At 70.4% G+C, this 25,884-nt stretch carries 27 protein-coding genes, 1 tRNA gene and 2 pseudogenes; 14 read left to right on the top strand and 16 right to left on the bottom strand.

Annotated features, from left to right (window positions below):
- Window positions 1-92: 92 nt before the first annotated feature.
- Window positions 93-1,052: a D-2-hydroxyacid dehydrogenase family protein gene (locus ACZ4SV_RS23585; protein WP_468006264.1), complete on the bottom strand. Its 960-nt coding sequence runs from the start codon at window positions 1,050-1,052 to the stop codon at window positions 93-95.
- A gap of 627 nt (window positions 1,053-1,679) precedes the next feature.
- Here ACZ4SV_RS23585 and ACZ4SV_RS23580 point away from each other — a divergent pair.
- Entirely contained in the window at window positions 1,680-2,075 is a 396-nt protein-coding gene (locus ACZ4SV_RS23580) for a hypothetical protein (RefSeq protein WP_468006263.1), read from the top strand.
- A 109-nt stretch (window positions 2,076-2,184) separates the two neighbouring features.
- Window positions 2,185-2,379 (top strand): hypothetical protein, encoded by a 195-nt coding sequence (locus ACZ4SV_RS23575; RefSeq protein ID WP_468006262.1) that lies wholly within the window; start codon window positions 2,185-2,187, stop codon window positions 2,377-2,379.
- A 107-nt stretch (window positions 2,380-2,486) separates the two neighbouring features.
- Here the strand turns inward: ACZ4SV_RS23575 and ACZ4SV_RS23570 are convergent.
- Both ACZ4SV_RS23570 and ACZ4SV_RS23565 read right to left on the bottom strand, forming a co-directional pair.
- Window positions 2,487-2,570 (bottom strand): annotated as a pseudogene (locus ACZ4SV_RS23570) (VapC toxin family PIN domain ribonuclease); the annotation flags it as partial.
- Window positions 2,571-2,601: 31 nt separating this feature from the next.
- Entirely contained in the window at window positions 2,602-2,733 is a 132-nt protein-coding gene (locus ACZ4SV_RS23565; RefSeq protein ID WP_468006261.1) for a hypothetical protein, read from the bottom strand.
- A 332-nt stretch (window positions 2,734-3,065) separates the two neighbouring features.
- Here ACZ4SV_RS23565 and ACZ4SV_RS23560 point away from each other — a divergent pair, with 332 nt between their 5' ends.
- Window positions 3,066-3,263 carry a hypothetical protein gene (locus tag ACZ4SV_RS23560; protein WP_468006260.1) on the top strand — a complete coding sequence of 66 codons (198 nt, stop codon included), beginning with the start codon at window positions 3,066-3,068 and terminating at the stop codon, window positions 3,261-3,263.
- Between the two features lie 321 nt (window positions 3,264-3,584).
- Here the strand turns inward: ACZ4SV_RS23560 and ACZ4SV_RS23555 are convergent, their stop codons facing one another.
- Window positions 3,585-4,373, bottom strand: a complete 789-nt coding sequence (locus tag ACZ4SV_RS23555) for an SDR family oxidoreductase (protein ID WP_468006259.1) — start codon at window positions 4,371-4,373, stop codon at window positions 3,585-3,587.
- 120 nt (window positions 4,374-4,493) lie between these two features.
- Here ACZ4SV_RS23555 and ACZ4SV_RS23550 point away from each other — a divergent pair, with 120 nt between their 5' ends.
- Window positions 4,494-5,132: a TetR/AcrR family transcriptional regulator gene (locus ACZ4SV_RS23550; RefSeq protein WP_468006258.1), complete on the top strand. Its 639-nt coding sequence runs from the start codon at window positions 4,494-4,496 to the stop codon at window positions 5,130-5,132.
- A gap of 225 nt (window positions 5,133-5,357) precedes the next feature.
- Here the strand turns inward: ACZ4SV_RS23550 and ACZ4SV_RS23545 are convergent, their stop codons facing one another.
- Window positions 5,358-6,056, bottom strand: a complete 699-nt coding sequence (locus ACZ4SV_RS23545) for an SDR family NAD(P)-dependent oxidoreductase (protein ID WP_397939774.1) — start codon at window positions 6,054-6,056, stop codon at window positions 5,358-5,360.
- 114 nt (window positions 6,057-6,170) lie between these two features.
- Here ACZ4SV_RS23545 and ACZ4SV_RS23540 point away from each other — a divergent pair, with 114 nt between their 5' ends.
- Window positions 6,171-7,106, top strand: a complete 936-nt coding sequence (locus ACZ4SV_RS23540) for a helix-turn-helix transcriptional regulator (protein ID WP_468006257.1) — start codon at window positions 6,171-6,173, stop codon at window positions 7,104-7,106.
- An 87-nt stretch (window positions 7,107-7,193) separates the two neighbouring features.
- On the opposite strand, the gene ACZ4SV_RS23535 is transcribed toward ACZ4SV_RS23540, so the two are convergent.
- The 4 genes from ACZ4SV_RS23535 to ACZ4SV_RS23520 form a co-directional block, all read right to left on the bottom strand.
- Window positions 7,194-7,670: a hypothetical protein gene (locus ACZ4SV_RS23535; protein WP_468006256.1), complete on the bottom strand. Its 477-nt coding sequence runs from the start codon at window positions 7,668-7,670 to the stop codon at window positions 7,194-7,196.
- Window positions 7,667-7,981, bottom strand: a complete 315-nt coding sequence (locus ACZ4SV_RS23530) for a hypothetical protein (RefSeq protein ID WP_468006255.1) — start codon at window positions 7,979-7,981, stop codon at window positions 7,667-7,669. The genes ACZ4SV_RS23535 and ACZ4SV_RS23530 overlap by 4 nt, the downstream gene beginning before the upstream one ends.
- Before the next feature lie 23 nt (window positions 7,982-8,004).
- The gene (locus tag ACZ4SV_RS23525) at window positions 8,005-8,532 is read right to left on the bottom strand and encodes a hypothetical protein (protein WP_468006254.1); all 528 of its coding nucleotides are present in this window, start codon (window positions 8,530-8,532) and stop codon (window positions 8,005-8,007) included.
- A gap of 111 nt (window positions 8,533-8,643) precedes the next feature.
- Window positions 8,644-9,846, bottom strand: a complete 1,203-nt coding sequence (locus ACZ4SV_RS23520; protein ID WP_468006253.1) for a helix-turn-helix domain-containing protein — start codon at window positions 9,844-9,846, stop codon at window positions 8,644-8,646.
- A gap of 81 nt (window positions 9,847-9,927) precedes the next feature.
- Here ACZ4SV_RS23520 and ACZ4SV_RS23515 point away from each other — a divergent pair, with 81 nt between their 5' ends.
- Entirely contained in the window at window positions 9,928-10,596 is a 669-nt protein-coding gene (locus ACZ4SV_RS23515; protein ID WP_468006252.1) for an HAD family hydrolase, read from the top strand.
- Window positions 10,597-10,640: 44 nt separating this feature from the next.
- Here ACZ4SV_RS23515 and ACZ4SV_RS23510 read toward each other — a convergent pair whose 3' ends face one another.
- The 4 genes and pseudogenes from ACZ4SV_RS23510 to ACZ4SV_RS23495 form a co-directional block, all read right to left on the bottom strand.
- On the bottom strand, window positions 10,641-10,787 hold the full coding sequence (locus tag ACZ4SV_RS23510) for a hypothetical protein (RefSeq protein ID WP_468006293.1): 147 nt from the start codon (window positions 10,785-10,787) through the stop codon (window positions 10,641-10,643).
- 27 nt (window positions 10,788-10,814) lie between these two features.
- Window positions 10,815-11,375, bottom strand: a pseudogene (locus ACZ4SV_RS23505) (HAD family hydrolase); the annotation flags it as partial.
- Window positions 11,376-11,673: 298 nt separating this feature from the next.
- Window positions 11,674-12,210 (bottom strand): GNAT family N-acetyltransferase, encoded by a 537-nt coding sequence (locus tag ACZ4SV_RS23500; protein WP_468006251.1) that lies wholly within the window; start codon window positions 12,208-12,210, stop codon window positions 11,674-11,676.
- 33 nt (window positions 12,211-12,243) lie between these two features.
- The gene (locus ACZ4SV_RS23495; RefSeq protein ID WP_468006292.1) at window positions 12,244-12,399 is read right to left on the bottom strand and encodes an ATP-binding protein; all 156 of its coding nucleotides are present in this window, start codon (window positions 12,397-12,399) and stop codon (window positions 12,244-12,246) included.
- Window positions 12,400-12,422: 23 nt separating this feature from the next.
- Here ACZ4SV_RS23495 and ACZ4SV_RS23490 point away from each other — a divergent pair, with 23 nt between their 5' ends.
- The 3 genes from ACZ4SV_RS23490 (at window position 12,423) to ACZ4SV_RS23480 (ending at window position 15,618) form a co-directional block, all read left to right on the top strand.
- Window positions 12,423-12,764 carry a VOC family protein gene (locus ACZ4SV_RS23490; RefSeq protein WP_468006250.1) on the top strand — a complete coding sequence of 114 codons (342 nt, stop codon included), beginning with the start codon at window positions 12,423-12,425 and terminating at the stop codon, window positions 12,762-12,764.
- 909 nt (window positions 12,765-13,673) lie between these two features.
- Window positions 13,674-14,675 (top strand): hypothetical protein, encoded by a 1,002-nt coding sequence (locus ACZ4SV_RS23485; protein ID WP_468006249.1) that lies wholly within the window; start codon window positions 13,674-13,676, stop codon window positions 14,673-14,675.
- Window positions 14,676-15,204: 529 nt separating this feature from the next.
- The gene (locus ACZ4SV_RS23480) at window positions 15,205-15,618 is read left to right on the top strand and encodes a hypothetical protein (RefSeq protein ID WP_468006248.1); all 414 of its coding nucleotides are present in this window, start codon (window positions 15,205-15,207) and stop codon (window positions 15,616-15,618) included.
- A gap of 896 nt (window positions 15,619-16,514) precedes the next feature.
- Here ACZ4SV_RS23480 and ACZ4SV_RS23475 read toward each other — a convergent pair.
- Window positions 16,515-16,763 (bottom strand): hypothetical protein, encoded by a 249-nt coding sequence (locus ACZ4SV_RS23475; protein WP_468006247.1) that lies wholly within the window; start codon window positions 16,761-16,763, stop codon window positions 16,515-16,517.
- Between ACZ4SV_RS23475 and ACZ4SV_RS23470 the strand changes: the two genes are divergently transcribed.
- Window positions 16,753-16,956 carry a hypothetical protein gene (locus tag ACZ4SV_RS23470; protein ID WP_468006246.1) on the top strand — a complete coding sequence of 68 codons (204 nt, stop codon included), beginning with the start codon at window positions 16,753-16,755 and terminating at the stop codon, window positions 16,954-16,956. The genes ACZ4SV_RS23475 and ACZ4SV_RS23470 overlap by 11 nt on opposite strands.
- Before the next feature lie 136 nt (window positions 16,957-17,092).
- Here ACZ4SV_RS23470 and ACZ4SV_RS23465 read toward each other — a convergent pair.
- A tRNA-Arg gene (locus tag ACZ4SV_RS23465) sits at window positions 17,093-17,168 on the bottom strand.
- A gap of 321 nt (window positions 17,169-17,489) precedes the next feature.
- Here ACZ4SV_RS23465 and ACZ4SV_RS23460 point away from each other — a divergent pair.
- From ACZ4SV_RS23460 to ACZ4SV_RS23445, 4 genes are all read left to right on the top strand, one after another.
- Window positions 17,490-19,097 (top strand): dynamin family protein, encoded by a 1,608-nt coding sequence (locus ACZ4SV_RS23460; protein ID WP_468006245.1) that lies wholly within the window; start codon window positions 17,490-17,492, stop codon window positions 19,095-19,097.
- Window positions 19,098-19,881: 784 nt separating this feature from the next.
- Window positions 19,882-21,789 (top strand): YfjP family GTPase, encoded by a 1,908-nt coding sequence (locus ACZ4SV_RS23455; protein WP_468006291.1) that lies wholly within the window; start codon window positions 19,882-19,884, stop codon window positions 21,787-21,789.
- 335 nt (window positions 21,790-22,124) lie between these two features.
- The gene (locus ACZ4SV_RS23450) at window positions 22,125-22,610 is read left to right on the top strand and encodes a single-stranded DNA-binding protein (RefSeq protein WP_397939813.1); all 486 of its coding nucleotides are present in this window, start codon (window positions 22,125-22,127) and stop codon (window positions 22,608-22,610) included.
- Window positions 22,611-23,124: 514 nt separating this feature from the next.
- Complete coding sequence (locus tag ACZ4SV_RS23445) at window positions 23,125-24,462, top strand: Cys-Gln thioester bond-forming surface protein (protein ID WP_468006290.1); 1,338 nt, start codon at window positions 23,125-23,127, stop codon at window positions 24,460-24,462.
- 97 nt (window positions 24,463-24,559) lie between these two features.
- Here ACZ4SV_RS23445 and ACZ4SV_RS23440 read toward each other — a convergent pair whose 3' ends face one another.
- The gene (locus ACZ4SV_RS23440; RefSeq protein WP_468006244.1) at window positions 24,560-25,747 is read right to left on the bottom strand and encodes a cellulose-binding domain-containing protein; all 1,188 of its coding nucleotides are present in this window, start codon (window positions 25,745-25,747) and stop codon (window positions 24,560-24,562) included.
- Window positions 25,748-25,884: the final 137 nt, after the last annotated feature.

Below are 25,884 nucleotides of genomic sequence, written 5' to 3'. Positions count from 1 at the left end.
GGGACGGAGGGTGCCGGCGCCGAAGTGCCTTCGTGTGGGCGAGCGGGGGAGGTCCGGCTGGTCCGGTTGCCGACCTGGCCGCCGGCCGGACGTCAGGGCAGCAGTCGTACCGGCGAGCCCGCCAGATAGGCCTGGATGTTCTCCACGGCCTGGCCGTAGTACGTCGTGTAGTTCGCGTGGGAGACGTAGCCGAGGTGGGGGGTGGCGAGGAGGCGAGGCGCGGTGCGCATCGGGTGGCCGGCGGGCAGTGGCTCGGTGTCGAAGACGTCGATGCCGGCGCCGGCGATCCGGCCCGCGTGCAGCGCGGCCAGCAGCGCGTCCTGGTCGACGATGGCCGCGCGGGAGGTGTTGACCAGATAGGCGGTCGGCTTCATCAGGGCGAGTTCGGCGGCACCGACGAGACCGCGGGTGCGGTCGCCGAGGGCCAGGTGGACGGAGACGAAGTCGCTCTCCGCGAGCAGTTGCTCCTTGGAGGCGGCCAGTTCCACGCCGACCTCCTCGGCGCGCTCCCGGGTGAGGTTCCGGCTCCACGCGCCGACCCGCATCCCGAAGGCGAGCCCGACCTGCGCGACCCGGGCGCCGATCTTCCCGAGCCCGAGCAGTCCCAGCCGGCGGCCGTGCAGATCGGCGCCGACGGTCGACTGCCAGGGTCCTGCGGCGCGCAGGGCGTTGTTCTCCTGGACGATCCCGCGGGCGAGCCCGAGCAGCAGTGCCCAGGTCAGCTCGACCGGCGGGGTGCTCGAACTCGCCGTACCGCACACGGTGACGCCGTGCGCCTGGGCGGCGGCGTAGTCGATGACGCTGTTGCGCATCCCGGAGGCGATGAGCAGTTTCAGCCGGGGCAGCCGGGCGATCAGGGACCCGGGGAAGGGAACGCGCTCGCGCAGGGTGACGATGATGTCGAACTCGGCGAGGGCCGCGGCGAGGGCCTCCTCACCGTCGAGGTGCTCGCGCAGCGCGACCACCTCCACCCGGTCTCCGAGGACCGACCAGTCGGCCGATTCGAGGGCCACCCCTTGGAAGTCGTCCAGCACCGCACAGCGAAGTCGCACGTCATCTCCCTCCCGGGAAGGACTCTAACGACCGCCCCCACCACACCCCCACCCGAGGCACCCCCCGACACCGCTCACCTTCCCCGCCCTCCCCTCCGGGTCCCCCAGACCAGCCAACCCCACCGGGCGACCGCGCCTACCGCGAGGGCCACGAGAACGGCTCCCCAGTAGATGACGTGCGGAAGCCCGGGAAAGAAGACGAAGAACCCGAGGGTCAGCGCGACCCCGCCGACGAATACGGCACCTCCGACCCGTCGCCGCCGCACTTCGTCCGCCTGCTTCCGCCCGGTCCTCTGCTGCTGCTCGGTCATGCCTCACTCACACGCTGCGGCGGCCAGGGCTGGCGCCAGACGCTTGAAGTACGGCATGGCCAAGGGAGGTCCCCTTCCGGTGGGTGCCTGTTGGAACACCGGGGCAACCGGAGTCCGGGCCGGTCCGTTGCGGGAGAGCGGCACGCTTCACCGAAGTGAGGGATTGCAGGAAGACGGCGCTGACCAGGCGAAACGTTCCGGATGTCGGCGCGCGCACTCGCAGCCGTACGACCGCCCGCTGCCGCGCCCGATGCCTCCGCCCGCTCCCGCACCCCTCCCGCGCCTCGGCCCGGACCCGGCCTGCGAAAGTGGACCCGTGCTGCTCGATCCCAGGAACACGCTGTTCGTCCGCGGTGTCACGCCCGCGCTGCTGCTGGCTCAGGCGTCTGTCCACGACGCCTTGCCGCGCCTGACCGCGACGGCAGGGGAGCCGGGCCGGTGCGAGGGCTGGGGCATCCTGCCCCGGCTGACCTTGTGTGTCGTGGACGGTCCGGGTGACCACGGAGTCGTGGTCCCCGCTCTCGCCGCGCCGGTGATCGACGGAACGGGGGACGGTACGGCACCGGGGGACATGGCCGACTGGTGCGAGGACGCCGAACGGGCCGGCGGTGCGGTCGTCCTGTCGCTGGACCGGCTCCCCGAGACGCTCGACTGGCCGGCGCTGCTCGCCTCGGACACCACCCGCGGCGGCTTCCTGTCGACCCTGAGCTGACCGTCGCGCAGACGCCGTCCGACCGGGGCCGACAGCTTTCCCGCCAGCCCACCGGTTGCGTTCGGTTCCGACCGTTGAGCAGCGATTGGTGATCGTAAAGGATGGCCTCATGAGCCACGGCTTACGACGTATCAGCGGACTGGCACTCATGATCGCGGGCATCGCCCTGGGCACCTGGGTGGTCTTCGGCGCCCCACACCACTGGCACGGCACCAAGGCGCTCGGCCGCGCGACCCTGGCACTCTCCTCGCTGGCCTTGGTCAGCGGCTCACCCCGCTTGATCTTCCCCGACGAGCGGAGCTGAGCCGCGAAAGGACCCGGTCAGCGTTGCCGTCACGGACGCTATTGCCCTCGTAGGCGGAGGCCGTTGCCGTCCACGAGCCTGATCACGAAGACCTCGTCCAGGGCCCGAGCCGAGAGTTCCGCGAGGGTGATGGTGGTGATGGCCATCTCGGCGGGCAGCTCGTCGGCGTCGATCCACTCGCGCCAGATCACGACGCCGGTGTCACGTCACCCTTGATCGTGCTCAACGGGCATATGGGTCGCCCAACTCCTGTGCGACGACGGCGTCCTCGCCATCGGGGAAGGCGTCCAGCGAGATGTCGGCAGCGGTGCGCAGATCGCGCTGAGTGAAGGGGGCCTCAGCCCTCACGCTCATTCGAGTGAAAAACAACGAGATGTACTTGCGTGATTACAACGCGTCCACTATTGCGAGTGGGTCGATCAATAAGTCATACTGCCTGCACCTTGACTGAAGGTCAGTCGGGAATGACGGGGGCTCTGACATGTCTCGTATCTTCGAGATACGCACGCCGCAGATCTGATTGTTGATCATCTGCGGCTCCCGGGACGCACGCCCGAGTGGATCTCCATCAGGGCCTTGGGAGCACGTTGCTGCTGTAGGCAGCACGTTGTGACCAAGATTCTTTGCAGTGACTGACCCCAGCGGCTCAAAAGGGGCTGAACGCAGCGAAGTCCTGAGAGGCCCTCATGCAGCAGTTCCTGGAACTCGTCAGTCCCAAGCACCTCCTCGCGGCCCTGCGCATCCTGCCATTGATCATTGCTGTCGTGCTCCTCGCTCCGGCCTGGCTCTTCTGGATCTTCCTGCCCGACGCGCGACAAAAGCGGGTCATTGACCTGGTGAAACAGTTGATCGAGTGGACGAAGGCCACGCGGGATGAGCGCTGAACCTTGATGAACGTCACCAAGCCAACGGCTCACCTGGTGCCCGTCTCCCGCTCGCCGTGAATCTTGGCGACCTGTTGCCACTTGCAGGCGGTGCAGCGCTCTGGATGCGCGTATGGCGAGGCATTCGTGGCTTTGGTAGTTGCCATCGACGATCGTCGTGGTGGTGTCCGCGGCGGCCTTGGCGCCGGATTCCTCCCAGCCGCTGGCGATTGCCGTAGCGGTCGGCCGACCGCTACGAACGAGCGGATGACGGCGTCGACAACGACCTGATCGGCAGTCGGGTAGCGCCCGCGGCTACACGCTCCCCACCGCAATGCCGGCTCAAGCTGCGATGTCGGCCTCGGGCTGGAGTGCGGGGCCGAGCAGCAGGCCTCCGTCCAGGACGAATTCCGAGCCCGTGGCGAAAGAGGCGTCCTGGGAGGTGATGAAGAGCAACAGGCGGGTGATGTCGGAAGGTTCGGCGAGGCGGGGGATGGCGAAGGGATCGGGCGAGTAGAAGTCGGCGATGGCCGGCTGGCCTGCGACGGTGGGTTCGTTGATCAGCGGTGTGGAGACGACGCCGGGATGGATGGAGTTGACTCGGATGTTGTCCCGCCCCAGCTCCAGTGCGGCCGTCTTGGTCAGCCCGCGCACGGCCCACTTGCTGGCGGTGTAGGGGGCGTAGAACGCCGTGCCGACGTGGGCCATGGTCGAGGCGATGTTGACGATGGTTCCGCCACCGCCCCTGCGCATCGATGGAGCCACGGCCCTGATGCCGAGGAACTGGCCGGTGACGTTGGCGCTGAAGGTGTGTTCCCAGGTGCGGAGTTCGGTGTGTTCGATAGGGGCCGCCGGGTTCTGGACGCCCGCGTTGTTCACCAGGATGGTGATCGGCCCGAAGCGGTCTTCGACTTCTCGCGCCGCCGCCGCCCAGTCGTCCTCGCGGGCGACATCCAGGTGAATCGACAGAGCCCGAGGACCGAGTTGAGCAGCGAGATCGCGGCCGGCATCGTCGTCGCGGCCGGCGATGACGACGTTCGCCCCCTCGGCGTGGTAGCCCCGCACATGGCTGCTGCCCATGCCCCCGCTGCCGCCCGTGACGATGACGGTCTGACCATCAAAGCGTCCCATGATGCTTCCTTCCGGGCTTACGCCTAGTGGTGAGCCGAGTGACTCACCTCCTCTCAAGCTAGGGGCGTGACTAGATGCGAGTCAAGTGACTCGCCTCGCGGTGAGAGGCATACTGGGGGCATGACGGCACAGCCTTCGGATTACCACCGGCGCGTGACAGCGCAGAAGCGGACGTCCATCATCGAGGCGGCGACGAAGCTGTTCCTCGACTCCGGCTACAACGGCACCTCGCTGGCCCGCATCGCCGAGGTGGCCGGAGTGTCGAGGGCGACACTGTTCAAGCAGTTCGCCACCAAGGCGGCCCTGTTCGAGGCGATCGTCACCGAATACTGGAAGGTGGACGACGAGGAGGCGCCGCTTCCCGAGCCAGGGAACCTCCGGACGGGGCTTGAGACCATCGGACGCCGCTACGTGGCGCTGCTCACCCAGCCCGGCATGGCCGCCCTCTTCCGCATCGTCATCGCCGAGGTCCCGCGCTTCCCCGAGCTCGGCGAGACCCAGTTCAAGCTCGGCAAGATGCCCTACTTCGAATCGGTCCGCCGCTACCTGGAAGCGGAAAACGCCGCTGGTACAGCCCGCCTCGACGATGCGGAGACGGCGGCGACCCAGTTCCTCGGAATGATCTCCAACTACGTGTTCTGGCCACGGATGCTGCTCGCACGCTGGGAGCCCGACGACTCCGCCCTCGCCAACGCGGTCGACCAAGCGGTGCTGACCATGCTCGCCCGATACGGCACACCGGGGACCCACGGCGCCTGAGACACCGTGGCGCCCCACCGCTCCGCGTAACCACCCGATACCTTCCGCACAGGCAGGCCTCGACCCCGTCGAGTGCACCTTCGCTCACACAAGTGCCGGACCCCCTTGCGGCTGCCGCCTTCGCGACGGAGGCGCGCTCGATAGCCCACGCTGGAGCACCCCGGACACCGCAACGACTTCGCCATGTCCTCGGCCCCCGAAAGAGCTGATCCAGCGCGGCCGGTGTCAGGACCAGGCGATGTCGCCATGGCGGGAGACGAAGCGTCCGCTGCCGGCGCCGGGCGCCTCGGTGGCGAGGCGGACGATCGCGTCCGTGCCTTCGGTGACGGTTTGGGGGCCGCTGTGACCGTTGAGGTCGGTCGCGGTGTAGCCGGGGTCGGCGGCGTTGACGCGAATGCCCTCGAGCCCCTTGGCGTACTGCGTGGTCAACATCGTCAGCGCCGCCTTGGAGGCCGTGTACAGCGGCGCGACGACGTGCGACTCGGGTCGGTCGGGATCGTGGGTGAGGGCGAGGGAGCCCATGCCGCTGCTGACGTTGACGATCACAGGGTCGTCCGAGCGCCGCAGCAGCGGCAGGAACGCGGTGGTGGTGCGGATGACGCCGATGACGTTGACGTCGAGGACGCCGAGGGCGTCGGCGGCGGTGAGGTCGCCGGGGTCGCCGACGGGGCCGTGGACACCGGCGTTGTTGATCAGGACGTCGATACGGCCCTCGTGTCCGGCGACGTTCGCGGCCGCGGCGGCCACGGACGCGTCGTCGGTCACGTCGATGGGGACGTAGCGCGCGCCGAGCGCAGCGGCGGCTTCCTCGCCCTGCTCGCGGTTGCGCGCTCCGACGAGCACGGTGTGGCCGCACTCGACCAGGCGGCGGGCGGTCTCGCGGCCGAGACCCTTGTTGGCTCCGGTGATGAAGGTAATCGTCATGCACTAGATGCTGATCGCCACGAGGGAGGCGGACCAGGGACGCTTCGACGGTAGGAAGACCAGTACCACCTTCGGGCCCGTCCGCACGACCGGGGATGCAGGAGGATGGAGGGCATGTCGGCGATACCCGGAACCGGACTGGGCGTGATGATCCGCACGTGGCGGGACCGGCTGCCCCCGTCGGCCGCCGGGCTGCCGGCCGCTCGCAGCCGCCGGACGGCCGGGCTGCGCCGCGAGGAACTGGCTGACCTGGCCGGGATATCGGTCGACTACGTCGTACGCCTGGAGCAGGGGCGGGCCGCGACACCCTCGGCGTCGGTGGTGGCGTCCCTGGCACGCGCCCTGCAACTGTCCACCGCCGAGCGGGACCACCTTTACCGGCTGGCCCAGCTCGTACCGCCGGCGGACGGCACGATCGCCGACCACCTCCCGCCCGGCCTGCAACGGGTGCTCGCCCGCCTCGGGGACGTGGCGGTCGCCGTGTTCGCGGCGGACTGGCAACTGGTGTGGTGGAACAGCGGATGGGCCGGCCTGCTGGGCGATCCCTCCGCCTCGCCGCCGCGGCTGCGCAACTTCGCCCGCGACAGGTTCCCGGTAGACGCCGGGCCCGCCCGCCTCGCGCTGTGGCCGGTGGCCGAGACGGACCGCGACGCCACCGACGCGGCCGTCGTCTCCGACCTGCGCCGCGCCACCGGCCGCTTCCCCCAGGACAGCCGCCTGGCCGCGCTGATCACGGAGCTGAACGCGGGCAACAGGAGGTTCGCCGAGCTGTGGACGACCGGAGAGGTGGCCGCGCACCGCGAGGACCACAAGACCATCGACCACCCGTCGGTGGGCCCGGTCACGGTGGACTGCGACGTCCTGACCGACGGCGACTCCGAGCTCAAGATCGTCATCATGACCGCCGTACCCGGCAGCGAGGACGAAACCAAGCTACGGCTCACCACCATCGCCGGCCCACCGGCCACCACACGCGCTGTGTCCCTCAATGATCTGGATGGAAGCCCTCACACCGGACCACCGACGATCACAACTCGACATGCGCCCTAAGGCTGAGTTGCCTCGCCTTTTTGGTCCAGGCGGTGATGAACGGGATGGGCTTGCCGTTCCAGTACGTGACGGTGCGGACGGGGCTGGTCATCGGCTGCCCGGCCTTTCGGTCAGGCAGCGGACGTGGGCGTAGCCGAGGCGGGGTGCGAAGGTCGTCGGGCTGTGCCACAGCAGCGGTGCGACCCTCTCCACCGCGATCAGCGGGCCCCGGCAGGGGAAGCAGGTCGGCTGGGGTTTGTCGGCCGGGCCTGCCGTCTGTTCGTGCAGGGTGCGGCGGCCGTGGCCGACGTAGCAGGTTCGGCGCTGTTGGCAGAGGACGCAGCTTTGGTGGTGGTCGTGCCAGTCGTACCAGGTGACGTACCAGGCCAGCCGCGCCGAGTAGCAGGGCAGGCAGCCCCACCAGGGGAGAGCGGCCGACAACCTCACGGCGGTGGCGTCGGCCGGGGCGATGCACCAGACGCATGCCTCGCCGGCCAGGGCCGCCGGGGGCAGGGTCTGCGGGAACTCGTGTACGGCGATGAGCTGGTGCAGGCGCACCAGCTCACCGGCATCCTGCACAGTCACCGGCCCAGCTCCAGCAGAAGGTCGTGCAGGGCACGGCGGACCGGGCAGAGGTCGGTGACGCTCTTGCAGTCCGGGCAGTCACCCGGGTGCCGACCGCGAGCGGCCCGTACGGCACTGCGCAGGCACCGCCGGCAAGCCCGCGGGAACCAGTGCGCCCCGGTATCGGTGACGCGCTCGTTCAAGTCGATGGCGGTATCGGTGGTCAGCACCTCGCCGCCCCATACGCACTCCGCGCCGCGCATACGCGTATCGGACAACAGCTCCAGGCGCGGCAGCGGGATGTGCGGCACGAAGTCGACCGGGAGAACCATCACTACGGTAGTGCGAGCGGACCTCATACCGGGGTCTCCGCCGCCGCATCACGGCCCCGCTGGATGAAAGCGGCGACGGCCGGCAGCTCGCAAAGGTGGTCACGGCCGTAGGGCTGCACCACCCAGTAAGCGCCGGGCGGGGCGGTGATGCCGAGGTCCGGCACACCCAGGTACGTCCCGGAACCGAGCAGCGGTGTATCCGTGCCCCCGTCCCAGTCGGCGTCTGGGCGGTAGGACACCAACGCCCAGTAAGTCGGACCCAGAGCGGTGCGCACGTCCTGGATCACCGGACCGCACAACTGGTCCCGCACAACCTCGGCGACCCCACCGGGCTCATCGGTACCGACAGCCGCGTGCACGATGCCACCCGGCATCCGCACGGCACCGAGCCCGATGCGAAGCGGCACCACCGCCAAGCGCTGCATCGACCACTCCAGACGCACCTGACCGGTCGAGCCGTGCGCACCGGCCAGCCACGCACGGACGACCTCCGGAGCGTCGGCCTTCCTCTTGCTGAACGGCGGGAGCGGTGCCGCCGAGGGGTGTGTCATGCCAGGCATCGACGGTGCCTCCACGGTGTGTTGATCCAACTCACACACAAGACCGTAAAGAGGCACAGAGGTGGCCGCCCGAGCTGACAGCTCGGCTGAGCCACAGGCTCGCTAGAGCAGGCCGATCCGCTCTGCGAGTCGCTCCGCCTGCCGCGCGTGTATCGCTCGCGCTCGCCGAATCACGGTCAGCACCAGCTGGCGCGCAAGAGCGTTGCGCGCGAGATCTTCAGGCGCACGCGCTTCAAGACCGATGAGGGCCAGCAGCGTCGCGGCGTCATCCCGGCGCTGGCTGTGGCAGGCCGCCACCTCCAGGCCGAACGTGAACTCCCGCTCCAGGCTCGGCATGGCGCTGGTGTCGATGGCGTCAGCGGTGTGCAGGGCCTCGCTTGTTTCGCCGGCCTCCATCTCGATGGACAGCGCGTGAAGTGCCACGTTGGTGGGTCCGAAGACGGTCCGGCCGACATTGCTGCGGTCGGGCACGGCGCGAGCTGCCTTCGCCGCGTGCTCCCGGAGCCGGTGGCGGGCGTCCCACCATCGCCGTTGGCGAGCCGCGCCGACGACGGCGACGAGCTGTAAGGCGCCGCTCATCGCCGTACGCTCGGCTTCCGGCATCTGCACGGCATCCACCTGCTCGGCTGCCCGCAGTGCCAGCTCTTCCGCCTCGCCGGGCTGGCCGGCGGCGAGGAGCACGTGTCCGAAGTTCCACTGGGCGGCTGCGATGCGCAGTGGGTCGTCGGCGTCTTCGGCGGCGCGCATGGCGCGGTCGGCGGCCAAGGTGGCGAGGTCCACACGGCCGGTACGCCGGAGGTAGGAGCGGAGGAGACAGTAGAGATCTGCGGCAGCCCGGAGCACGGCGCGCCGCTCGGTCGCGTCCGTTCCGGTGCGTGCGGCGCGCGCGGCGTGGGCCATGTCGGCGACCAGGCCGGGCAGTGTCTCGGCGGCCTGGGTGAAGCGGTCGCCGTCGTTCTGCCAGCTCTTCCAGGCGGCTTCCACCCGTTCTCGTAGTACGGCCGCAGGCACGGTCGCCGTACTGCGGGCCGGTCCGTAGCCGAGCAGCGCTCGGCCTACGGCGGCCTCGGCGGTGTCCGTTGACTCCTGCTCGGCCGGCGGATCGTCGGACAGCAACGCGGCGGCGGGTACGCCCAGCTCCTGGGCGAGCGCGTACAGGATCGGCAACGACGGCACCTTCAGGCCGCGTTCGATCTGGGACAGGTAGTCCGGCGAGATACCGACCAGACCCGCGACGGCGTCTTGCCGGCGCCCTCCGCGGTAATGCCGGATGCGGTCCCCGATGGGGAGATCTGCTGCAACCATGCGCTCACTCCTCGCTACTGGGTCCGAGCGTAGGGTGCCGGATGCGCGGGGACCCTGTTGTTCTGACGAGAGGAGGCCCCGGTGCTGGAGTTGGTGCTGTGGGACATCGACCACACGCTGATGGCAACGCGCGGATTCGGCCGGGAGCTGTGGGCTGAGGCGTTCGAGCAGGTGACGGGCGTGGCGCTGCGGGAGCAGGCGTCGGTAACGGGATCGACGGAGCGAGTGATCCTGCGCGAGACCGCACGGATGCATGATGTCCCTTTCCGCGAGGACCTGTTCGTCCGTTTCGCTGACGCGCTGGGCGCCGGGCACGTCCGGCGGGCGGCCGAGCTGCGGGAGCGGGGGCACGCGCTGCCCGGTGCCGCGGCAGTCCTCGCGGCCGTCGCCGAGCGAGGCGTACGGCAGTCGGTGGTGACGGGCAACGTACGCCTGGCGGCGGAGGTCAAGCTGGCGACGTTCGGGCTGGACTCGTACCTGAGCCTGGACAACGGGGCGTACGGCGAGGACGGAGAGGAGCGGCCTGAGCTGGTGCGCGAGGCGCTGGCACGCGCGGGTGTGGCGGCGCCGGCGGCGGTGTTCCTCGGGGACACTCCGGCCGATGTCGCGGGCGGCCGGGACGCCGGCGTACGGGTGGTGGCGGTTGCGACGGGAAAAACACCGACGGCCGAGCTGAGGGACGCGGGAGCCGACATCGTGCTGAACGACCTGGCCGACACGAAGCAGGCTCTGGCCGCGATCGGGGCATGACGGAAGGACCCTCGCCCGCCTGAAGGCGAGAGAGGGCGTGGTGCTCACGGGTGCTTTCGGGGCTGTGGAACGAGGCTCAGCGCGACCCGATCCGGAGAAGGGCTCGGGCTCGGGTCGACGGCGAGTGCCGCGGCGATCGAGTCGAGCGTGTCGTCGCTCGGGGAGCGGGCTCCGCGCTCGAGGCTTTGGATGGTGGGGAGGGAGGTATGGCCGTTCCTCTACTGGGTGAGGAGCGCGGGCAGTTCCGTGAGGTGATCGATCCGCCAGTCCGCAGTCGCCGCGACGTCCGGAGCGTCGGCCCACAGGTGCCCCCAGGGGCCACGCCGGAGGTGAGCGGTACGCAGGCCGGCCGCCGCCGCTGGGAAGACGTCGTTGGCCGGGTGGTCGCCGACGTACAGCGACTCGGCGGGCGCCGCCTGCGCCGCTTCGATGCACCGCTGGAAGAACAAGGGGTCCGGCTTGGCCACGCCCCACTCTCCGGAGGTCACCACCAGATCGGTGGGCAAGTCCAGAGACCTCAGCAGATCTCCCGCGCGGGCGGTCTGATTCCCGGCGATGACGACCCGGACGCCGAGCTGACGCAGCTCGCTGAGCACGGGACGCACATCGGCGTACAGATCGCGCTCGTCCAGGGTTTCGCCGCGACCGGCGGCTTCGCGTGCCTGGTACGCGGCTGCGACGTCGATGTCCGGGCGGACGAGACGCAGAGCGTCGGCGTTGTCGCGGCCCTGGGCGACGACGGCGCCGACGAGGACGCTTGCGTTGGTATCACTGGGTACCCCGCAACGAAAGCGATTGTCGGTGGTCGTTGGCCGTTAGGTGTGCGAACGGCTTGATTTAGCCGGATCATTTGGGCACCACGTCTTAGGTGACGGTGGGTGCCAGTGTTGAGCTGTTCGTGGTGGGGATGTACTTGGTGCGGTGTTGTGATTTCCGGTGAGATTGGGAGCCACTGATCGGGTGACCTTCCCCGGTGGAGCGGAGTGTCCGGAACCGGGGCTGTGGGGGTATCGATGTCTTGTGAAGGTGGTCCCTAGGCTGCCTCTCTGGCAAGGCGTGGCCGGGGCCCGCCTCTGTTCAGGCCTCGGGTGTGAAGGTCTCCTCGTGGATATCCGCCGGTGAGATGTCGTGGGCGGGGAGGCACTCCATGAGTAGCTGGCTCCCCTGCTGGCTGACCGGGCGGAAGCCGGCCTTTGTCCAGGCCCGGATGGCGTGGGTGTTGGACGCTTCGGGGTCGACAGTCACCTGCTTCCAGCCCACCACCGTATGAAGATGCCGGACGAGTGCGCGGGCGGCGTCGGGGCCGAGGCCTTTGCCCTGTGCCTGAGGCAGGAGGACCATGTCGATGCCGCCCTGGCCCGGGCCGGTGGTTGCGTACTGGGTATAGCCGACCGGGATGGTCTGGGCGAGGATCAGGAAGGACTCCACGTCGGGGCGGCGTCTTCCCGTGTACTTCGCGGCCACTTCCTCGCGGGTGAGAGGCTGCTCGCCCCAGTTCCGCACGAATTCGGGGTCGGCGAACCAGTGGGCGAGCAGTGCCAGATGTGCTTCGGTGGCTGGGATGAGGCGGGTCAGATCGCCTTCGATGACGCCGTCTTCCGGCTTGCCGTGCATTGCTGTGCCTCTCCCTGCGGGTGCTCTTCGGGTTCATTGTCCCGGGAAGAGGGTGTCCTGGGTGGCCTGGGAGCGGTAGGACTCGGTGCCGGTCTGGATCGGGGTGCAACGGAAAGTGATCCGGTCGGCGATGGCCGCGCAAAGACGCGCGTCGCCGAAGGTCTTGTCCCATTCCGTGAACGGGGTCAGTGGTCGTGGCTAGGGTGACGATCATGAGTCTGACAGCAGCGATGGTCACGGTGGACTGTGCGGAACCGCAGGAACTGGCCAAGTGGTGGGCCACTGCGTTGGGAGGCGTAATCGTCCAGGACCACGGCGACTTCGTCATCGTCAGAGCGCAGCCTCTGGCACTGGGTTTCCAGCGTGTGGCCGAAGAGCGGCGGGGCAAGAACCGCGTGCACATCGACTTCGCTGCCGCGCCCGGCACGGGCCTGGCGGGGGAGGTGGAGCGGCTGGTCGCTCTGGGTGCGAGCGTCGTCGGCGAGCACAGCGTTCCGGGCCTCACCTGGACGGTGCTGCAGGACCCGGCCGGCAACGAGTTCTGCGTCCACTGAGGGGCGTTGCCACCGTGCTGGTCGCAGCCACTCGTTGATGACTGCGACCAGCACGGTCGCCTCGTAGCGGACGGCGAGCTTGCCGTACCTGAAGGGGGGCGCTGCGCTTTTCTCAGAGGCTGAGGCAGCTTCCTCTGCTGCGGCGGTTGCGTGCGCCCTGAGATGCCGGTCTCCTGTACTACCGGCCTCGCCGAACAAGAAGGTCGACGAAGCCCACGGTTCTGAAGATCACGCTGTGGGCTTCTGTCATTGCTGGGCGTCCTCGGACGGTCCGGAGAGGGCTGGGCTGGAGCAGCGCGTCTCCGCTTTGCCATCGCCCTGGTCGCGGCTTGCGTCGTGAGCCGGAGCCACGACTGGTTGCCGCTGTTTGGGGTCGCGGATGTCAACGTCGTCTGTCAGTGGAACAGTCCTGGGAGCGGGCAGACCTCCAAAGGCTCGTCTGGCCGGTCGGCCCAGCGCCACCAGACGTGTCGACTGGTGCACCTCCATAGTGTTCGCAGGTCCGCTGACCGTCGTCCTCCCGCTCCGGAGAGAACAAGGCCGCCCGACCGCATGGGTTGGTCGCACTCGGGACAGGCTGGGGTGTCGGTGGTCATGCAGCGCACCTTAGGTGCGCGATCGCTTCGTCCCGAACTACTGGCTGAAGGGGTAGGTGGGCTGATCGGGAGGTCACCTGTGTGGATTGGCGGTCGGCTGCGGCCGGGGTGGTTGCTGTACTCCGCTGCTGTACAGCAGCCCTCAGAGAAGTTGTTCAGCTGGTCGTATTCGGCAGCCTTGAACGTGGCTCGTAGATGGCGGTGGGTGGATGTTGCTGGCTGCCAATCGCGCAGAATCTCTCCTACAGATCACGTCTCGTGGTGACGGCTCTGAGTCCACTACGGTGGATCACCCTGTCGGAAGGGGAACCCGATGCCTACGCTGCTCTACTACCCTCTGGTCAGACCGCCTCAGGAGGTCCTGCACCAGGCGTTGTTGTACTGGGACGACGTGGCGTCCGTGGTGCCGATGGATCCAGAGGTATACGAGGGTGCAGTCTCGGATGAGCTGAAGGATCTCAGGGAACGAGGGCTCTACCATCCCATCGTCCTGGGTACTCAATACCGTCAGCCACTCGATGACATGCTTCATCTTGAAGTCTTGACCCGGGAACTACGCGAGTTTTCTGCCGGGCCGCCTAGTCCTCAGGTTTTTGTCATGGATGCCTTTCTCTTCCGCTCGAAGCTCGGACACTTTCTGGAAGAAGAGATCATCGGCCTAGGTCTGGGGCGAAGGCTTGAGAGCTCGGAGAGGTGGCGTGGCGCCGGCCTGGCCGTGTCTAGTGAGGTGCGCCTCCTATTACTCGGCACACTGGCGCAGGAAGTGGCTCTTACGACTGACACTCGCGCCTACACGCCGTACACCGATCAACGATCCGCCCATGAGACGTCGCTTCGGCCGATGGCTCCTGGCTTTGGTGTAGCAGCCTGGCGAATTGAGCTTGGCCGCCTGTTGCCCATGCCAGCACCGGGCACCCCCACATCAGAGGTCCTGGCTTTTCGTGACAGGTATGCCGACGAGCGGGAACGCTTGATGGGTGCCACTCAGACCATGCTCAGCGATTTGCGCCGCGAATGGGAGCACCCGGCCGATGTGCTGGAACGCATGCGAGTGGCGCTGAAACAGGCGCGCGAAGACTACCAGGCGGCTGCCCAAGCCAGCCGTATGGCCTGGGTGCAGAGGTCCATCTCGGTCACGGTTGGAGTGGCTACAGCTGCTGTGGGTGCGTTGGTTGTCCCAGAGTTCGCCTGGGTAGCCGGCATAGCGGGCAGCATCGGGTTCAATATCGCAACCCGAGAGGTCCGTCCGCTGTTCCGCGCGAGGAATGGGCACCCGTTCAGTTATCTGCACCAGGTTGATCGCGAGCTGGCGTGACGATAACTGCCGTCTGTTTTGCATCTGTGGTATGGCACCTGAAACAGTAAAGGGCTGACTCGGGAGAAACCTCTTTGAGGCGGCCCTTCTCGCTGTGCCTCCGGTACTTCTCGACCCTGCGACACCCGCCTTAGGAGCGAGGTTGGACGGCTGCCGATGTGACCTGCGTGTATCCGCAGTGCGACAAGTTCCGGCGTGTACCCGTCGTTGCCGCTGACTCCCCGTGGCTCCCCGCACGCTCCGGAACGAGAGTGGCACGGCCCTGCGGTGGTGGTGAGGCAGCCGACCGTATCGCACCCCGGGTCGCGGCCTTTACCGTGCGGACGGCCTCACCACTTGGCAGGGTACGCCTTCCGATCCGTAGTTCTATGTGGGCCGGTCAGTCAGGGTCATACCGGTCGTGTGACGGCCTTACAAGGATGCTGTCGTCTGGGGCCGGTTGCTGTAGTTGCTGTACATCCCTGCTGTACCGCTACCCCTGCACGGAAACGGGATGTCTTCCGTCAACTGAGTGCCTACAGTCAGCCTTGTGAACAAGAAGACAGAGGGTGATGTAGCCAGAGGTCTGGGGCAGGTCGCTGCGGCAAGTACGGGTGCAGCCGTTGGCGTAGCAGTCGGCGGTCCAGCGGGAGCGCTTGTTGGCGCCGCAGTTGGGCCCGTCCTAGCCACTGGTTTCGAGATGGCTGCTGATCGGATCGCAGCGAACCGCGCGGCCAGGCGCGGCGAACTGATGAGTGAGGTTACCCGCGTCCTCGGTATCGAGGCCAACGAGCTTCAGCAGCGGCTCCTTACCGATGAGAGGTTGCTTGAGTTCGCCGGTAGGGTCGTGGGCGCTGCGCAAGACATCTCACTCACCCAGAAGCGGCGGGCGCTCTCCCGTGCTCTAGCTGCGGCGATTGCAGATCCGACGCCCGCACGCCTGGATATCTGGGAGCTTCTGTAGGCAGCCATCCGAGAGATCGATGCTCCCCACACGGCATGACCTTGGAGCAGGTCTGCGAGATCGACCCCGGTCTGGGCCTGGGAGGGCATGCGATCTTGCAGAAACTTCTCTCTCTTGGGCTGATCGAAAGCTCGCTCCATGGCGTGCTCTGGAGCGGGACTCACCGGCCGTACGCTCTCTCTGGCCTGGGGCAATGCTTGATGACGCTACTGGAATCAGACAGCCCACCAGCCTCGTAAGTTGACTTCGGCGGCGATCTCCCAGCAGGTGCCCACTTCCTGTACTTACCACCCTCCCCAGCTCCCATCCCGTCCGCCGTCGACTCACACACCGTGGAGCGGGCGTGGTTCAGGGGCGTCCAGGTGGAGCGCGCCACTGTACGAACGACCTGGACGCCCTGGGCCGCGTCTGCTCGGCTCTGCCTGGGGCGGCGGTGGTCGGGATGGGAGCACCCTACGCGCGCCCCAACGTGCCCGCGGCCGGCGACGGCGTCCCCTCCATCCCGGTGCCGGCCGACCCCCCGCCGGAGGCATCGTCTTTGACCGTGCCCCGTTCTACGCGGTGATCGACTCATGGCTTCCGGCCCTATCCACATGCGAGCGCGCGTCGGTGCAGCGCGGGCGGAGCGGGCCGAAGGCAGGAGCGGCGCCCGGAGCGCAGCTGGGGCTTGATGATGGAGAGAAGGTTTTATCCCGCTGGGGTGAAACGCTTTCCGTCGGGGCTTCGCACGTATGGGCCGTTGTCGTCGCGGATCCTCAACGTCGCCAGGAGTACGCGATCCGGCGGCGCATCCTGCGGACCAACTCCCTACCTCCGACCCGAGGAAGCCGTGGCCATGCGCGTGGAGGACCTGATGCTTCAGGAGTCGGACGCCGACGATCAGTAGTGCGAGCTGCTCACGTGAGCCGGAGGGCCGTGCTGAGGGTGAGACGCGCGCGGTGCCCCGGTGTCCGGCTCTCACGCGCATCCTGCGGCAGCACATCCAGGACGAGCAGCTCCAGCCGGGTGATCTGCTCTTCCCGGGTGAGTCCGGTGGCGTCCTCGTCGGCTCCGTCATCCGACGGGCGTGGCGCAGCGCGCGTAAGGCCGTGCTGCCGCCCCAGCACGTCTTCGACTCGCCAACCTTGCGGCGCGGTGTACGACATCCGGCGCACGCGCCTGACGGAGTGGCTCACCGGTGGCATCCCGCCCGCTCAGGTGGCCGAGTGGGCCGGGAGCAGTGTTGCCGTGCTGCTGGCGACGTACGCCCGGTGCGTCGACGGGCAGCTGCCGGACCTGAAGCGGCGGCTGGAGGCCGCGGGTGACCTTCCGGAGGGGGAGGTGCCGGGCGCTGGCTGATCTTTCCCTGGGAGAGGACCTCGACACCGCCACCCGCGTCTGCCCTTGATCGTCAAGTGGGCGCCCGGGGCTTCGTCGTACCCGCTGACAGCCGCTCTGACCAGCGAAAAGCCCTCCCGGGCGGAAGGGCGGTGCCTGGCGCCCCCGGCAGGACTCGAACCTGCGGCCAAGCGCTTAGAAGGCGCCTGCTCTATCCACTGAGCTACGGGGGCCGGGTGGGGTGGCCTCGTGCCTGGTGCCCTGGTGGGGGCGGATCCGTGACGTTGCCGGGGACAAGGATAGGGCTCCCGGTTCCTTGACCCTGTCGCTTCCCCTCCGTGGCTCGATGTGGAGGTTCGGTGAAGCGGTCCTGATAATCGCAGGCAGGTGCGAATCGTGCACCGCTTTTGGCCTCTGACGCACCGGGTGTTGTGCACTCGTTATGCCTGGCCTGCCCCCTTGTCCCGGTCATCCCTTCCGTCCGTTGTGTTCTGTCGGCGCGCAGACATGTCCATATGCTTCAGAATTCCCCTAAAATTGGGCATTCTTCGCATGTGGTGACCTTGGACGTACGGCCTCAGCTGCTCGACACACTCTCCGCTCTGCGCGACCGTGTCGCCGCCGCACGCTTTCCGCTGCCCCTGGCCGGGGCCCCACGCGCGCGTGCCAACCGCGACGAACTCCTCGCGCAGCTCGACGACTATCTCGTACCCCGATTGCGGCACCCCGAGGCGCCCTTGCTGGCCGTCGTCGGCGGTTCCACCGGCGCGGGCAAGTCGACGCTGGTCAACTCCCTCGTCGGCCGGCGGGTGAGCGAGGCGGGCGTGCTCCGGCCGACCACCAGGACACCGGTCCTCGTCTGCCATCCGGAGGATCATCACTGGTTCAGCGGCATGCGCGTGCTCCCCGAGCTGACCCGCGTGTGGACGCCCCACCGGGACCCCGCCGACGATTTCCCGGGCGCCGACGACGAGCCCGCGCGCGTGCTGCGCATCGAGACGGCCGACACCCTCCCCCGCGGCCTCGCCCTCCTCGACGCCCCCGACGTCGACTCCCTCATCGCGGACAACCGCGTCCTCGCGGCCGAACTGATCTGCGCCGCCGACGTCTGGATCATGGTCACCACGGCCGCCCGCTACGCCGACGCCGTTCCCTGGCACCTGCTGCGCACCGCCAAGGAGTACGACGCGGCCCTCGTCACCGTCCTGGACCGCGTGCCCCACCAGGTCGTCTCCGAGGTCTCCCGGCAGTACGGCGCCCTGCTCACCAAGGCCGGACTGGGCGACGTACCCCGCTTCACCGTGCCCGAGCTGCCGGAATCCGCCTGGGGCGCCGGACTGCTGCCCGCCACCGCCGTAGCGCCCCTGAAGAGCTGGCTCACCCACCACGCCCAGGACCCCGCCGCCCGCCAGCAGGTCGTGGCCCGTACGGTCCACGGCCTCCTCGACTCGCTCAAGTCCCGGCTGCCCGAGCTGGCCGGTGCCGCCGCCGCCCAGTACGCGGCGGCCCTGCGGCTCACCTCCGCCGTGGACACCGCCTACGACAGCGAGCACGCGCGCGTACGCAGCCGCCTGCAGTCCGGCGCCGTACTCGCCGGGGACGCCCTCAAGCGCTGGCGCGCCTTCCCTCTGGACTGCACCGCCGGGGAACTCCTCGACGCCCTCGTGGAGAGCCTGGCCGCCCTGCTGCTGTGCGCCGTCACCGCCGCCGACGAACGCGTCGACGACGCCTGGCGGCGCGAGCCCGCCGCCCGCGCCCCCCAGCTCGCCCGCCGCGGCACCATCCTGGAGAGCGCCGAGCACCGCATCGGCCTCGCGGCCCGGCGCTGGCGGCGCGAGCTGGAGGAGTACGCCGAGGACGAGGTACGGGTCCTGGAACGCACCGGCGCACCCGACCCGGAGATCGTCGCCGCGCTCGTCGCCACGGCGGTGCTGGGCGGGCGCCGGGCGCGTACCGCGGGTGAGGGGCTCGCCGAGCGGCTCGGCGCGCACGGCGTACTGCGGCTGCGCGACCGGGCCGGCCGGCTGCTCGCCGAGCACGTGGACCGCGTCATGCACGCCGAACGCGAGCGCCGCCTCGCCCCCCTCGACTCGCTGGACGTCCATCCCGAGCCCCAGGCCGAACTCATCGCCGCGCTGTCCGTACTGCAGAAGGAGAGGTGACCCGGTGACCGCCATCACTGACCAGGACCACACGGAGCACACCGACCACACGAGGCGCCCCGACAGCGGCAGCGGCGACACCGGGGCCCGGGAGCACGGCGGCCACGCCGGCCCGGGCGCCACGGACGGCACCGAGCACACCGGCACACCGGCACGGGCGCGCTCGAACGCGGCGGCGGAGGGGGCGGCCGGCTACGACGGCTCCGGTGCCGGTAGCGGAGCCGGCAACGGCGGGAGCGGGGGCGGGGGCGGCGCCCAGCACACGCGCGGGGAAGCGGAGAGGGCCGGCCGCGAGCACGCCCACCCCGCCGACCGCGACCCCACCGACCGCCGCCACGCCGACCAGCGCGGCGCCGGGCACGACCATGATCGTGACTCCGGCCACGGTCGTGATCGTGCTTCCGGGTACGGCCATGATCGTGACCCCGGGCAGGGTCGTGACCGTGATGCCGGACAGGGTCGTGACCGTGATCCCGGGCAGGGTCGTGACCGTGATGCCGGACAGGGCCGTGACCGTGATGCCGGACAGGGCCGCGAGCGTGCTCCCGAGCGCGACGGCCACGCCCCACGCGACCGCGACCGCGATGGCGACCGCGAGTCCAGTCACAGCCGTGCGTACGACGCCGACCGGGGCCGTAGCTCCGATGGCGCCCGGGAGCACAGTGCCGGCAGTGACCGTGGCGGCGAAAAGTACCTCCCCGCGCGCGGGCGTACCGGCGAGGACGGCGTCTCGGTCCCCCGCCCGCACCCGTACTCCCCGACGCCCCGCCCCGCGCTCGGCTCCCTGCCCGCCCCGCCCGCCCCGCCCGCCACACCGGCCACGCCGTCCAAGGCCGCCACCCCCTCCACGGCCGCCGCCGGCACGCCGACCGGCCCCGGCGAGGCGGCAGACCCCGCCCCCACGGCCGGCCCGGCCCCCGACACCGGCTCCACCACCGATACGGCCGCCACGGACACCGCGGCCGGCTCCCCGGAGACCTGGGACGACGGTCTCATCGCGCGGCGCGTCACCGAGGCCACCTCCGCCGCCCTCGCCGCCGAGCGCGCCTCCGCCGCCGAGCACCCGCACCGGAAACCGAGCAGCCAGCCCCCGGTCCCGCTGGCGTACGACGGTCCGCTGCGCTCCCGCCTGGACGCCCTGCGCGAACTCGTCGGGCTCTCCCGCGCGCGCCTGGACAGCCGTACGCTCGCCGAGGCGGGCCGGGTCCTGGACGAGGCCGCCGCCCGCCGCAAACTCTCCGGCCGGCACACCGTCGTAGCGCTGGCGGGCGCCACCGGCAGCGGCAAGTCGCAGCTGTTCAACGCGCTCGCCGGAGTGGCCATCTCGGAGACCGGGGTGCGCCGCCCGACCACCGCCGCGCCCATCGCGTGCAGCTGGAGCGACGGCGCCGCGGGCCTCATCGACCGGCTCGGCATCCCGGGCCGGCTGCGCCGCCGCCCGATGCACAGCCCGGACAACGACGGGCAGTTGCGCGGACTGGTCCTGATCGACCTGCCCGACCACGACTCCGCCGCCGTACAGCACCGCGAACAGGTCGACCGCATCCTGAAACTGGTCGACGCGGTCATCTGGGTGGTCGACCCGGAGAAGTACGCCGACGCCATGCTGCACGAGCGCTATCTGCGGCCGATGGCCGGCCACGCGGAGATCATGTTCATCGTCCTCAACCAGGTGGACCGGCTCCCCGGCGACGCCGCCGACCAGGTCCTGGACGACCTGCGGCGGCTGCTCGACGAGGACGGCATCGCGCTCGGCGAGCACGGCGAACCGGGCGCCACCGTCCTCGCGCTGTCCGCGCTCACCGGCGAGGGCGTCGGCGACCTCAGGGAGACGCTCGGCCAGTTCGTGGCCGAGCGCGGCGCGGCGGGCCGCCGGGTGGCCGCCGACGTGGACGCCGCCGCGAGCGGCCTGCGGCCCGTGTACGCCACCGGGCGGCGGGCCGGACTCACCGAGGAGGCGCGCGAGGAGTTCGCCGCGCGGCTCGCGGACGCGGTGGGCGCCACCGCGGCGGGCGAGGCCGCCGAGCGCGCCTGGCTGCGCAACGCCAACCGCGCCTGCGGCACGCCCTGGCTGCGACTGTGGCGCTGGTACCAGGGGCGCGGCGACTCCACGACGGGCCGCCACGCCGTACGCGCCCAGGCCGACGAGGAGGCCACGGCCCGCCAGTGGGTCGAACAGGCGGTCCGTACGGTCTGCGACCGGGCCTCGGCGGGGCTGCCCGCACCGTGGGCGCAGGCGGTGCGCGAGGCGGCCGTACGCGGCTCCCAGGGGCTCTCCGAGGCGCTGGACGACCTGGTGGCGCGCGCCGGGCTCCCGCCGGGCCGCCCGCCGAGGCCTGGCTGGTGGCCGGTGGCCGTACTGGTCCAGGCGGCGATGACCCTGCTGCAGATCGTGGGCGGCGGCTGGCTGGCGGGGCAGATCGCCGGGCTGATGGCGCCCAACCTGGGTGTCCCGGTGCTGCTGATGGTGTGCGGGATCGTCGGCGGGCCGCTCGTGGAGTGGGGCTGCCGGATCGCGGCCCGGGGGCCCGCGCGGCGCTACGGCCAGGAGGCGGAACGACGGCTGCGGCAGGCGGCGGCGAGCTGCGGCCGGGCCCGCGTGCTCGATCCGGTGGCGGCGGAACTGCTGCGCTACCGGGAGGTGAGGGAGCAGTACGGGAGGGTCGCCCGGAGCAGGGCGGGGGTGGTGTGAGGGAGGCAGGAGACCTGGCGGGCCCGGGAGGGTGGTCGGGAGGCGCTCGGGGCTCGGGGGAGGGGTGCGGGTCACCCGTGGGGGTGGCGGAGTTTTCCCCAGGCGGGCGGCCGTCCACAGGGCTCAGCGGGCCCGGCCCGGCGGAGGCAGTCTGAGGCCACGGCGATCGCACGGCTGGTCCGGCCGCACAGGCGGCGGACGGCGCGGGCGGTCGGCGGGACGTGCGGGCGCGTACGGCAGTCGTACGCGCCGGCACGGCAGACGCGCCGTACGGGACGGGCCCGTACGTGTGTCCGCCCGGCCGGAACGGGACGGGCGGGGAGGGGAGCGAGGACATGAACGAGACCATCGTCTGCGCGGTGGGCAACGTGGCGACCCAGCCGGTCTACCGCGAGTCGGCGGCGGGGCCGTCGGCCCGGTTCCGGCTGGCGGTGACCGCGCGCTACTGGGACCGCGAGAAGAGCGCGTGGACGGACGGGCACACCAACTTCTTCACCGTGTGGGCCAACCGCCAGCTCGCGGTCAACGTGGCCGCGTGCGTGGAGGTGGGCCAGCCGGTCGTCGTCCAGGGCCGGCTGAAGGTCCGCACGGAGACACGGGAGGGGCAGCAGCCGTGGGCCTCCGCCGACATCGACGCCGTGGCGATCGGCCACGACCTGTCACGCGGTACGGCGCTCTTCCAGCGGGCGGCCCGGCCGGAGACACCGCCCACCGCGGCCCGCCCGGAACCGAACTGGGAGACACCGAGCCCGGCGGACCGGCGGGAGGGCGACGACGGGCCGGCGGAGCAACAGGCGGATGAAGTCGCGGCGGTGACATGACGTCGGCCACGACGGACTGACTGACGCGAGGCCGCGGCCGCCATTCGTGATTGCCATCCGCGGCCGCCACCGCGACTCCACCTACGACTGCCATCGCGGCGGCCACCCAGGTCGGCGGTCTGCCGGATCCATGGCCGGCCGGGGCGGTGGCCCGCCAGGTCGGCGGCCACCCGGGTCCGTAGCCTGCCGGCTCGGCGGTCGCCCAGGGGCGCCCTGCCGCCCGAACCGCCGTACCCACCGGTGGATTTGTCGATATCGACAGTTCGAGGACCGTCCCGGCGATAACGATTACGGATCGGATCGGCCGTCCGATGATCCGACCGCCGGGTCGGACTCCGGGTGATCCATAGGATGCCGAGCGTGCCCCTAGGGGCTGCCGATTCTGCTGGTGGGACCGTCCCCCACGTCCAACGGGTCCTGCTCGAAGGGGAATTCTGTGCTTGCTGCGTTCACTGGGCTGTGCCGCTCCACCGGAACGGCCCGTCTGGCCGCCGCCGCCACGGTGTCCGGCCTCATGGCGGCCGGCGTGCTGTCCGGCGCCGGTACGGCGGTGGCCGACGACACACCGCGGCCCCAGGGCGGGGCGACGGCCACGACCAACGGTCTGAAGACCTACGGCGAGGCGGTGATCCACGAGGACGGCGCGGACCAGCGGGTGGCGGCGGGCCTGTTCGAGATGTCCGTGGACGGCGGCGGCACCCTCCAGACGTACTGCGTCGACCTGCACAGCCCGACCCAGCGCGACGCCATATACCAGGAGACACCCTGGAGCAGCACCTCGCTGGGCACCAACAAGCACGCGGGCCGCATCCGCTGGATACTCGAGCACTCCTACCCCCAGGTCAACGACCTCGCCGCACTCGCGCGGCAGGCGGGCACGAGCGGGCTGACCGAGCAGGACGCGGCGGCCGGCACCCAGGTGGCCATCTGGCGCTACTCCGACGGCGCCGACGTCGACGCCGTCGACCCGCAGGCGGAGAAGCTCGCCGACTATCTGGAGAAGAGCGCCCGGAGCGCCGGCGAGCCGCAGGCGTCGCTCACCCTGGACCCGCCCGCGGTCTCCGGCCGGCCGGGCGCTCGGCTGGGGCCGGTGACCGTGCACACCAACGCGAGCGCGGTCACGGTGAGCCCGCCGGCGGACGCGGCTGCCAGCGGGGTGCGGATAGTCGACAAGAACGGCAAGGTGACCACCTCGGCGAAGGACGGCAGCCGGCTGTTCTTCGACGTCCCCGAGGACGCGGCGGACGGTACGGCCGAACTGACCGTGCTGGCGTCGACGACCGTACCGGTGGGCCGCGCCTTCGCCGCCGAGAGCCGCAGCCAGACACAGATCCTGGCCGGCTCCAGCGAGTCCACCGTCTCCGCGACCGCGACGGCCGGCTGGGCCGCCGAGGGCCCGATACCGGCGGTGTCGGCCCGCGAGAACTGCGCCAAGAGCGGTCTGGACATCACCACGGTCAACAAGGGCGACCAGCCGTTCACCTTCCAGCTGATGGGCGCCGCGCACACCATCCCCGCGGGCGCCTCCCGCACGGTGACCGTGCCGCTCCAGGAGGACCAGGCCTACGACTTCACGATCACCGGACCGTACGGCTTCAGCCACCGCTTCACCGGCGTCCTGGACTGTGCGACCCAGGGCGCGATCACGACGCAGACGGCCCAGCTCACCACCGAGCCCAGCCCGGCCTCGGTCGGCGGCAGCGCCACGGACACCACCACCACCACCGACCTCGCCGCGACGGGCGGCTCCGCCATCACTCCCCTGATCGCCGGGGTGGCCATCGGCCTGGTCGTGATCGGCGGCGCCGTCCTGATCGTGCTTCGCAGGAAGGACACGCCCCCCGGGGCCTGACGGAGGACCCGGGCCGGAGGCCGGCCGCGGACCCTCGTCTACCGGCCGCGGACCGGCGGCCGGCTGCGGATCCTCGTCGACCGGCCGCCGACCCTGGTCAGCAGCCGATCGGTGCCGAACCGACCGCCACGTCGTCGAACCACAGGGTGTCGTCACCGGTGCCGTAGCTCTCCCAGCCGAGGCGCAGCGCGGTCGGCCGGGGCGGCGTGGTCCGCGACAGCCACTGCTGGTCGACGTCCTGGGTCGGTACGCCGTCGGCGTGCAGGCCGGGCACCTGCTCGTCGTTGAGCCAGGTGTCCAGCTTGGGCGCGGAGGTGTCGACCGCGAACCGCAGGCACTGCCAACTGCCCGTCGGCAGCGGCCTGCTCAGCGCCACCCCGGCCGGGCTCTGCGCGGGCAGCGTGGCGTCGTCGCTCTCCCGGTTCCACTGCAGGGCGCCGTTCTGGCCGCCGACCCGGAGCGCCCGGCCGCCCTGGGAGCTGTCCGGCATGGACACGAAGGCGACGTGGGCGGACGGGAGCGCGGTGGTGTGCCGGACCCACAGGCGGACGTACAGCACCGGGCCGACCGAGGACAGGTCGGTGGTGGCGGCGACGAAGGCGTGGTTGCAGTACCCGGCCCGCCCGTCCACCCGCAGCGACTTCGTGCCGCTGTGCGCGACGGCCGTGTCCACGGTGGCCGTGCCCGTGCCCTGGCAGTCCGGTGCGGTGAAGCGCCAGTTGCCGGACGGGGTGGTGCCGGCCTGGTCCTCGAAGTCGGAGCAGAGGGCCGCGCTGCCGCAGTCGGCGGGCGGCTGGGTGGGAGGAGGGGTGCCCGGAGTGGTGGGCGGTGTGGTCGGTGGCACTGTGCCGTCGTCGGAGCAGGACACGCCGTTCAGGCTGAAATCGGTGGGCTTCGGGTCGGCGGTCCCCCAGGTCCCCTGGAGGCCGAAGTCGGCTCCGGCGCCGCTGGGCAGGGCGGCGTTCCAGTCCGTGCCCACGGCGGTCACGGCGCGGCCGGTCTGGGTGACGGTGGCGTTCCAGGCGGAGGTGACGTGCTGGTCACCGCCGTAGGTCCAGGTCAGCCGCCAGGCGCTCAGCGCGGCGCCGAGGTTGGTGACGCGGATCTGGGCGGTGTAGCCGCCGGTCCACTCGTTGACGGTGTAGTCGACCCGGCATCCGGCGGCGCTGCCCGCGCCGCTGGCCGGTGCGGCGATCAGGAGGGACACCGCCAGCGCGAGCAGGGCCACGGCTGCCGTCCAGGGTCTGCGTACCCAACGCGGGCATCGCACGGGCAGTGAGGGCATGTACGCCTCCTGGGAGCGGGGAGCGGGGAGCGGGCGGGGAGGGGGAGCGGGGAGGGGGTGGGGACGGGGGATAAGGGAGTTGCTGGCTGACTGCGGGCCCCGGGAGCGCTCCCAGTGGGCGGGCGCAGCCCGGTCCA

This window comes from Streptomyces sp. NPDC027672, assembly GCF_055566335.1.
This window is presented reverse-complemented; position numbering and strand designations above follow the sequence as displayed.

Coding starts and splice junctions, on each gene's coding strand:
- ACZ4SV_RS23560 (WP_468006260.1), top strand. CDS start 3,066: ATGCAGCAGTTCCTGGAACTCGTCAGTCCCAAGCACCTCCTCGCGGCC.
- ACZ4SV_RS23565 (WP_468006261.1), bottom strand. CDS start 2,733: ATGAGCGTGAGGGCTGAGGCCCCCTTCACTCAGCGCGATCTGCGCACC.
- ACZ4SV_RS23485 (WP_468006249.1), top strand. CDS start 13,674: ATGCCTACGCTGCTCTACTACCCTCTGGTCAGACCGCCTCAGGAGGTC.
- ACZ4SV_RS23440 (WP_468006244.1), bottom strand. CDS start 25,747: ATGCCCTCACTGCCCGTGCGATGCCCGCGTTGGGTACGCAGACCCTGG.
- ACZ4SV_RS23520 (WP_468006253.1), bottom strand. CDS start 9,846: ATGGTTGCAGCAGATCTCCCCATCGGGGACCGCATCCGGCATTACCGC.
- ACZ4SV_RS23475 (WP_468006247.1), bottom strand. CDS start 16,763: ATGTCGTACACCGCGCCGCAAGGTTGGCGAGTCGAAGACGTGCTGGGG.
- ACZ4SV_RS23550 (WP_468006258.1), top strand. CDS start 4,494: ATGACGGCACAGCCTTCGGATTACCACCGGCGCGTGACAGCGCAGAAG.
- ACZ4SV_RS23500 (WP_468006251.1), bottom strand. CDS start 12,210: ATGCACGGCAAGCCGGAAGACGGCGTCATCGAAGGCGATCTGACCCGC.
- ACZ4SV_RS23530 (WP_468006255.1), bottom strand. CDS start 7,981: ATGGTTCTCCCGGTCGACTTCGTGCCGCACATCCCGCTGCCGCGCCTG.
- ACZ4SV_RS23525 (WP_468006254.1), bottom strand. CDS start 8,532: ATGACACACCCCTCGGCGGCACCGCTCCCGCCGTTCAGCAAGAGGAAG.
- ACZ4SV_RS23445 (WP_468006290.1), top strand. CDS start 23,125: ATGGCGGCCGGCGTGCTGTCCGGCGCCGGTACGGCGGTGGCCGACGAC.
- ACZ4SV_RS23555 (WP_468006259.1), bottom strand. CDS start 4,373: ATGGGACGCTTTGATGGTCAGACCGTCATCGTCACGGGCGGCAGCGGG.
- ACZ4SV_RS23575 (WP_468006262.1), top strand. CDS start 2,185: ATGAGCCACGGCTTACGACGTATCAGCGGACTGGCACTCATGATCGCG.
- ACZ4SV_RS23490 (WP_468006250.1), top strand. CDS start 12,423: ATGAGTCTGACAGCAGCGATGGTCACGGTGGACTGTGCGGAACCGCAG.
- ACZ4SV_RS23545 (WP_397939774.1), bottom strand. CDS start 6,056: ATGACGATTACCTTCATCACCGGAGCCAACAAGGGTCTCGGCCGCGAG.
- ACZ4SV_RS23450 (WP_397939813.1), top strand. CDS start 22,125: ATGAACGAGACCATCGTCTGCGCGGTGGGCAACGTGGCGACCCAGCCG.
- ACZ4SV_RS23540 (WP_468006257.1), top strand. CDS start 6,171: ATGTCGGCGATACCCGGAACCGGACTGGGCGTGATGATCCGCACGTGG.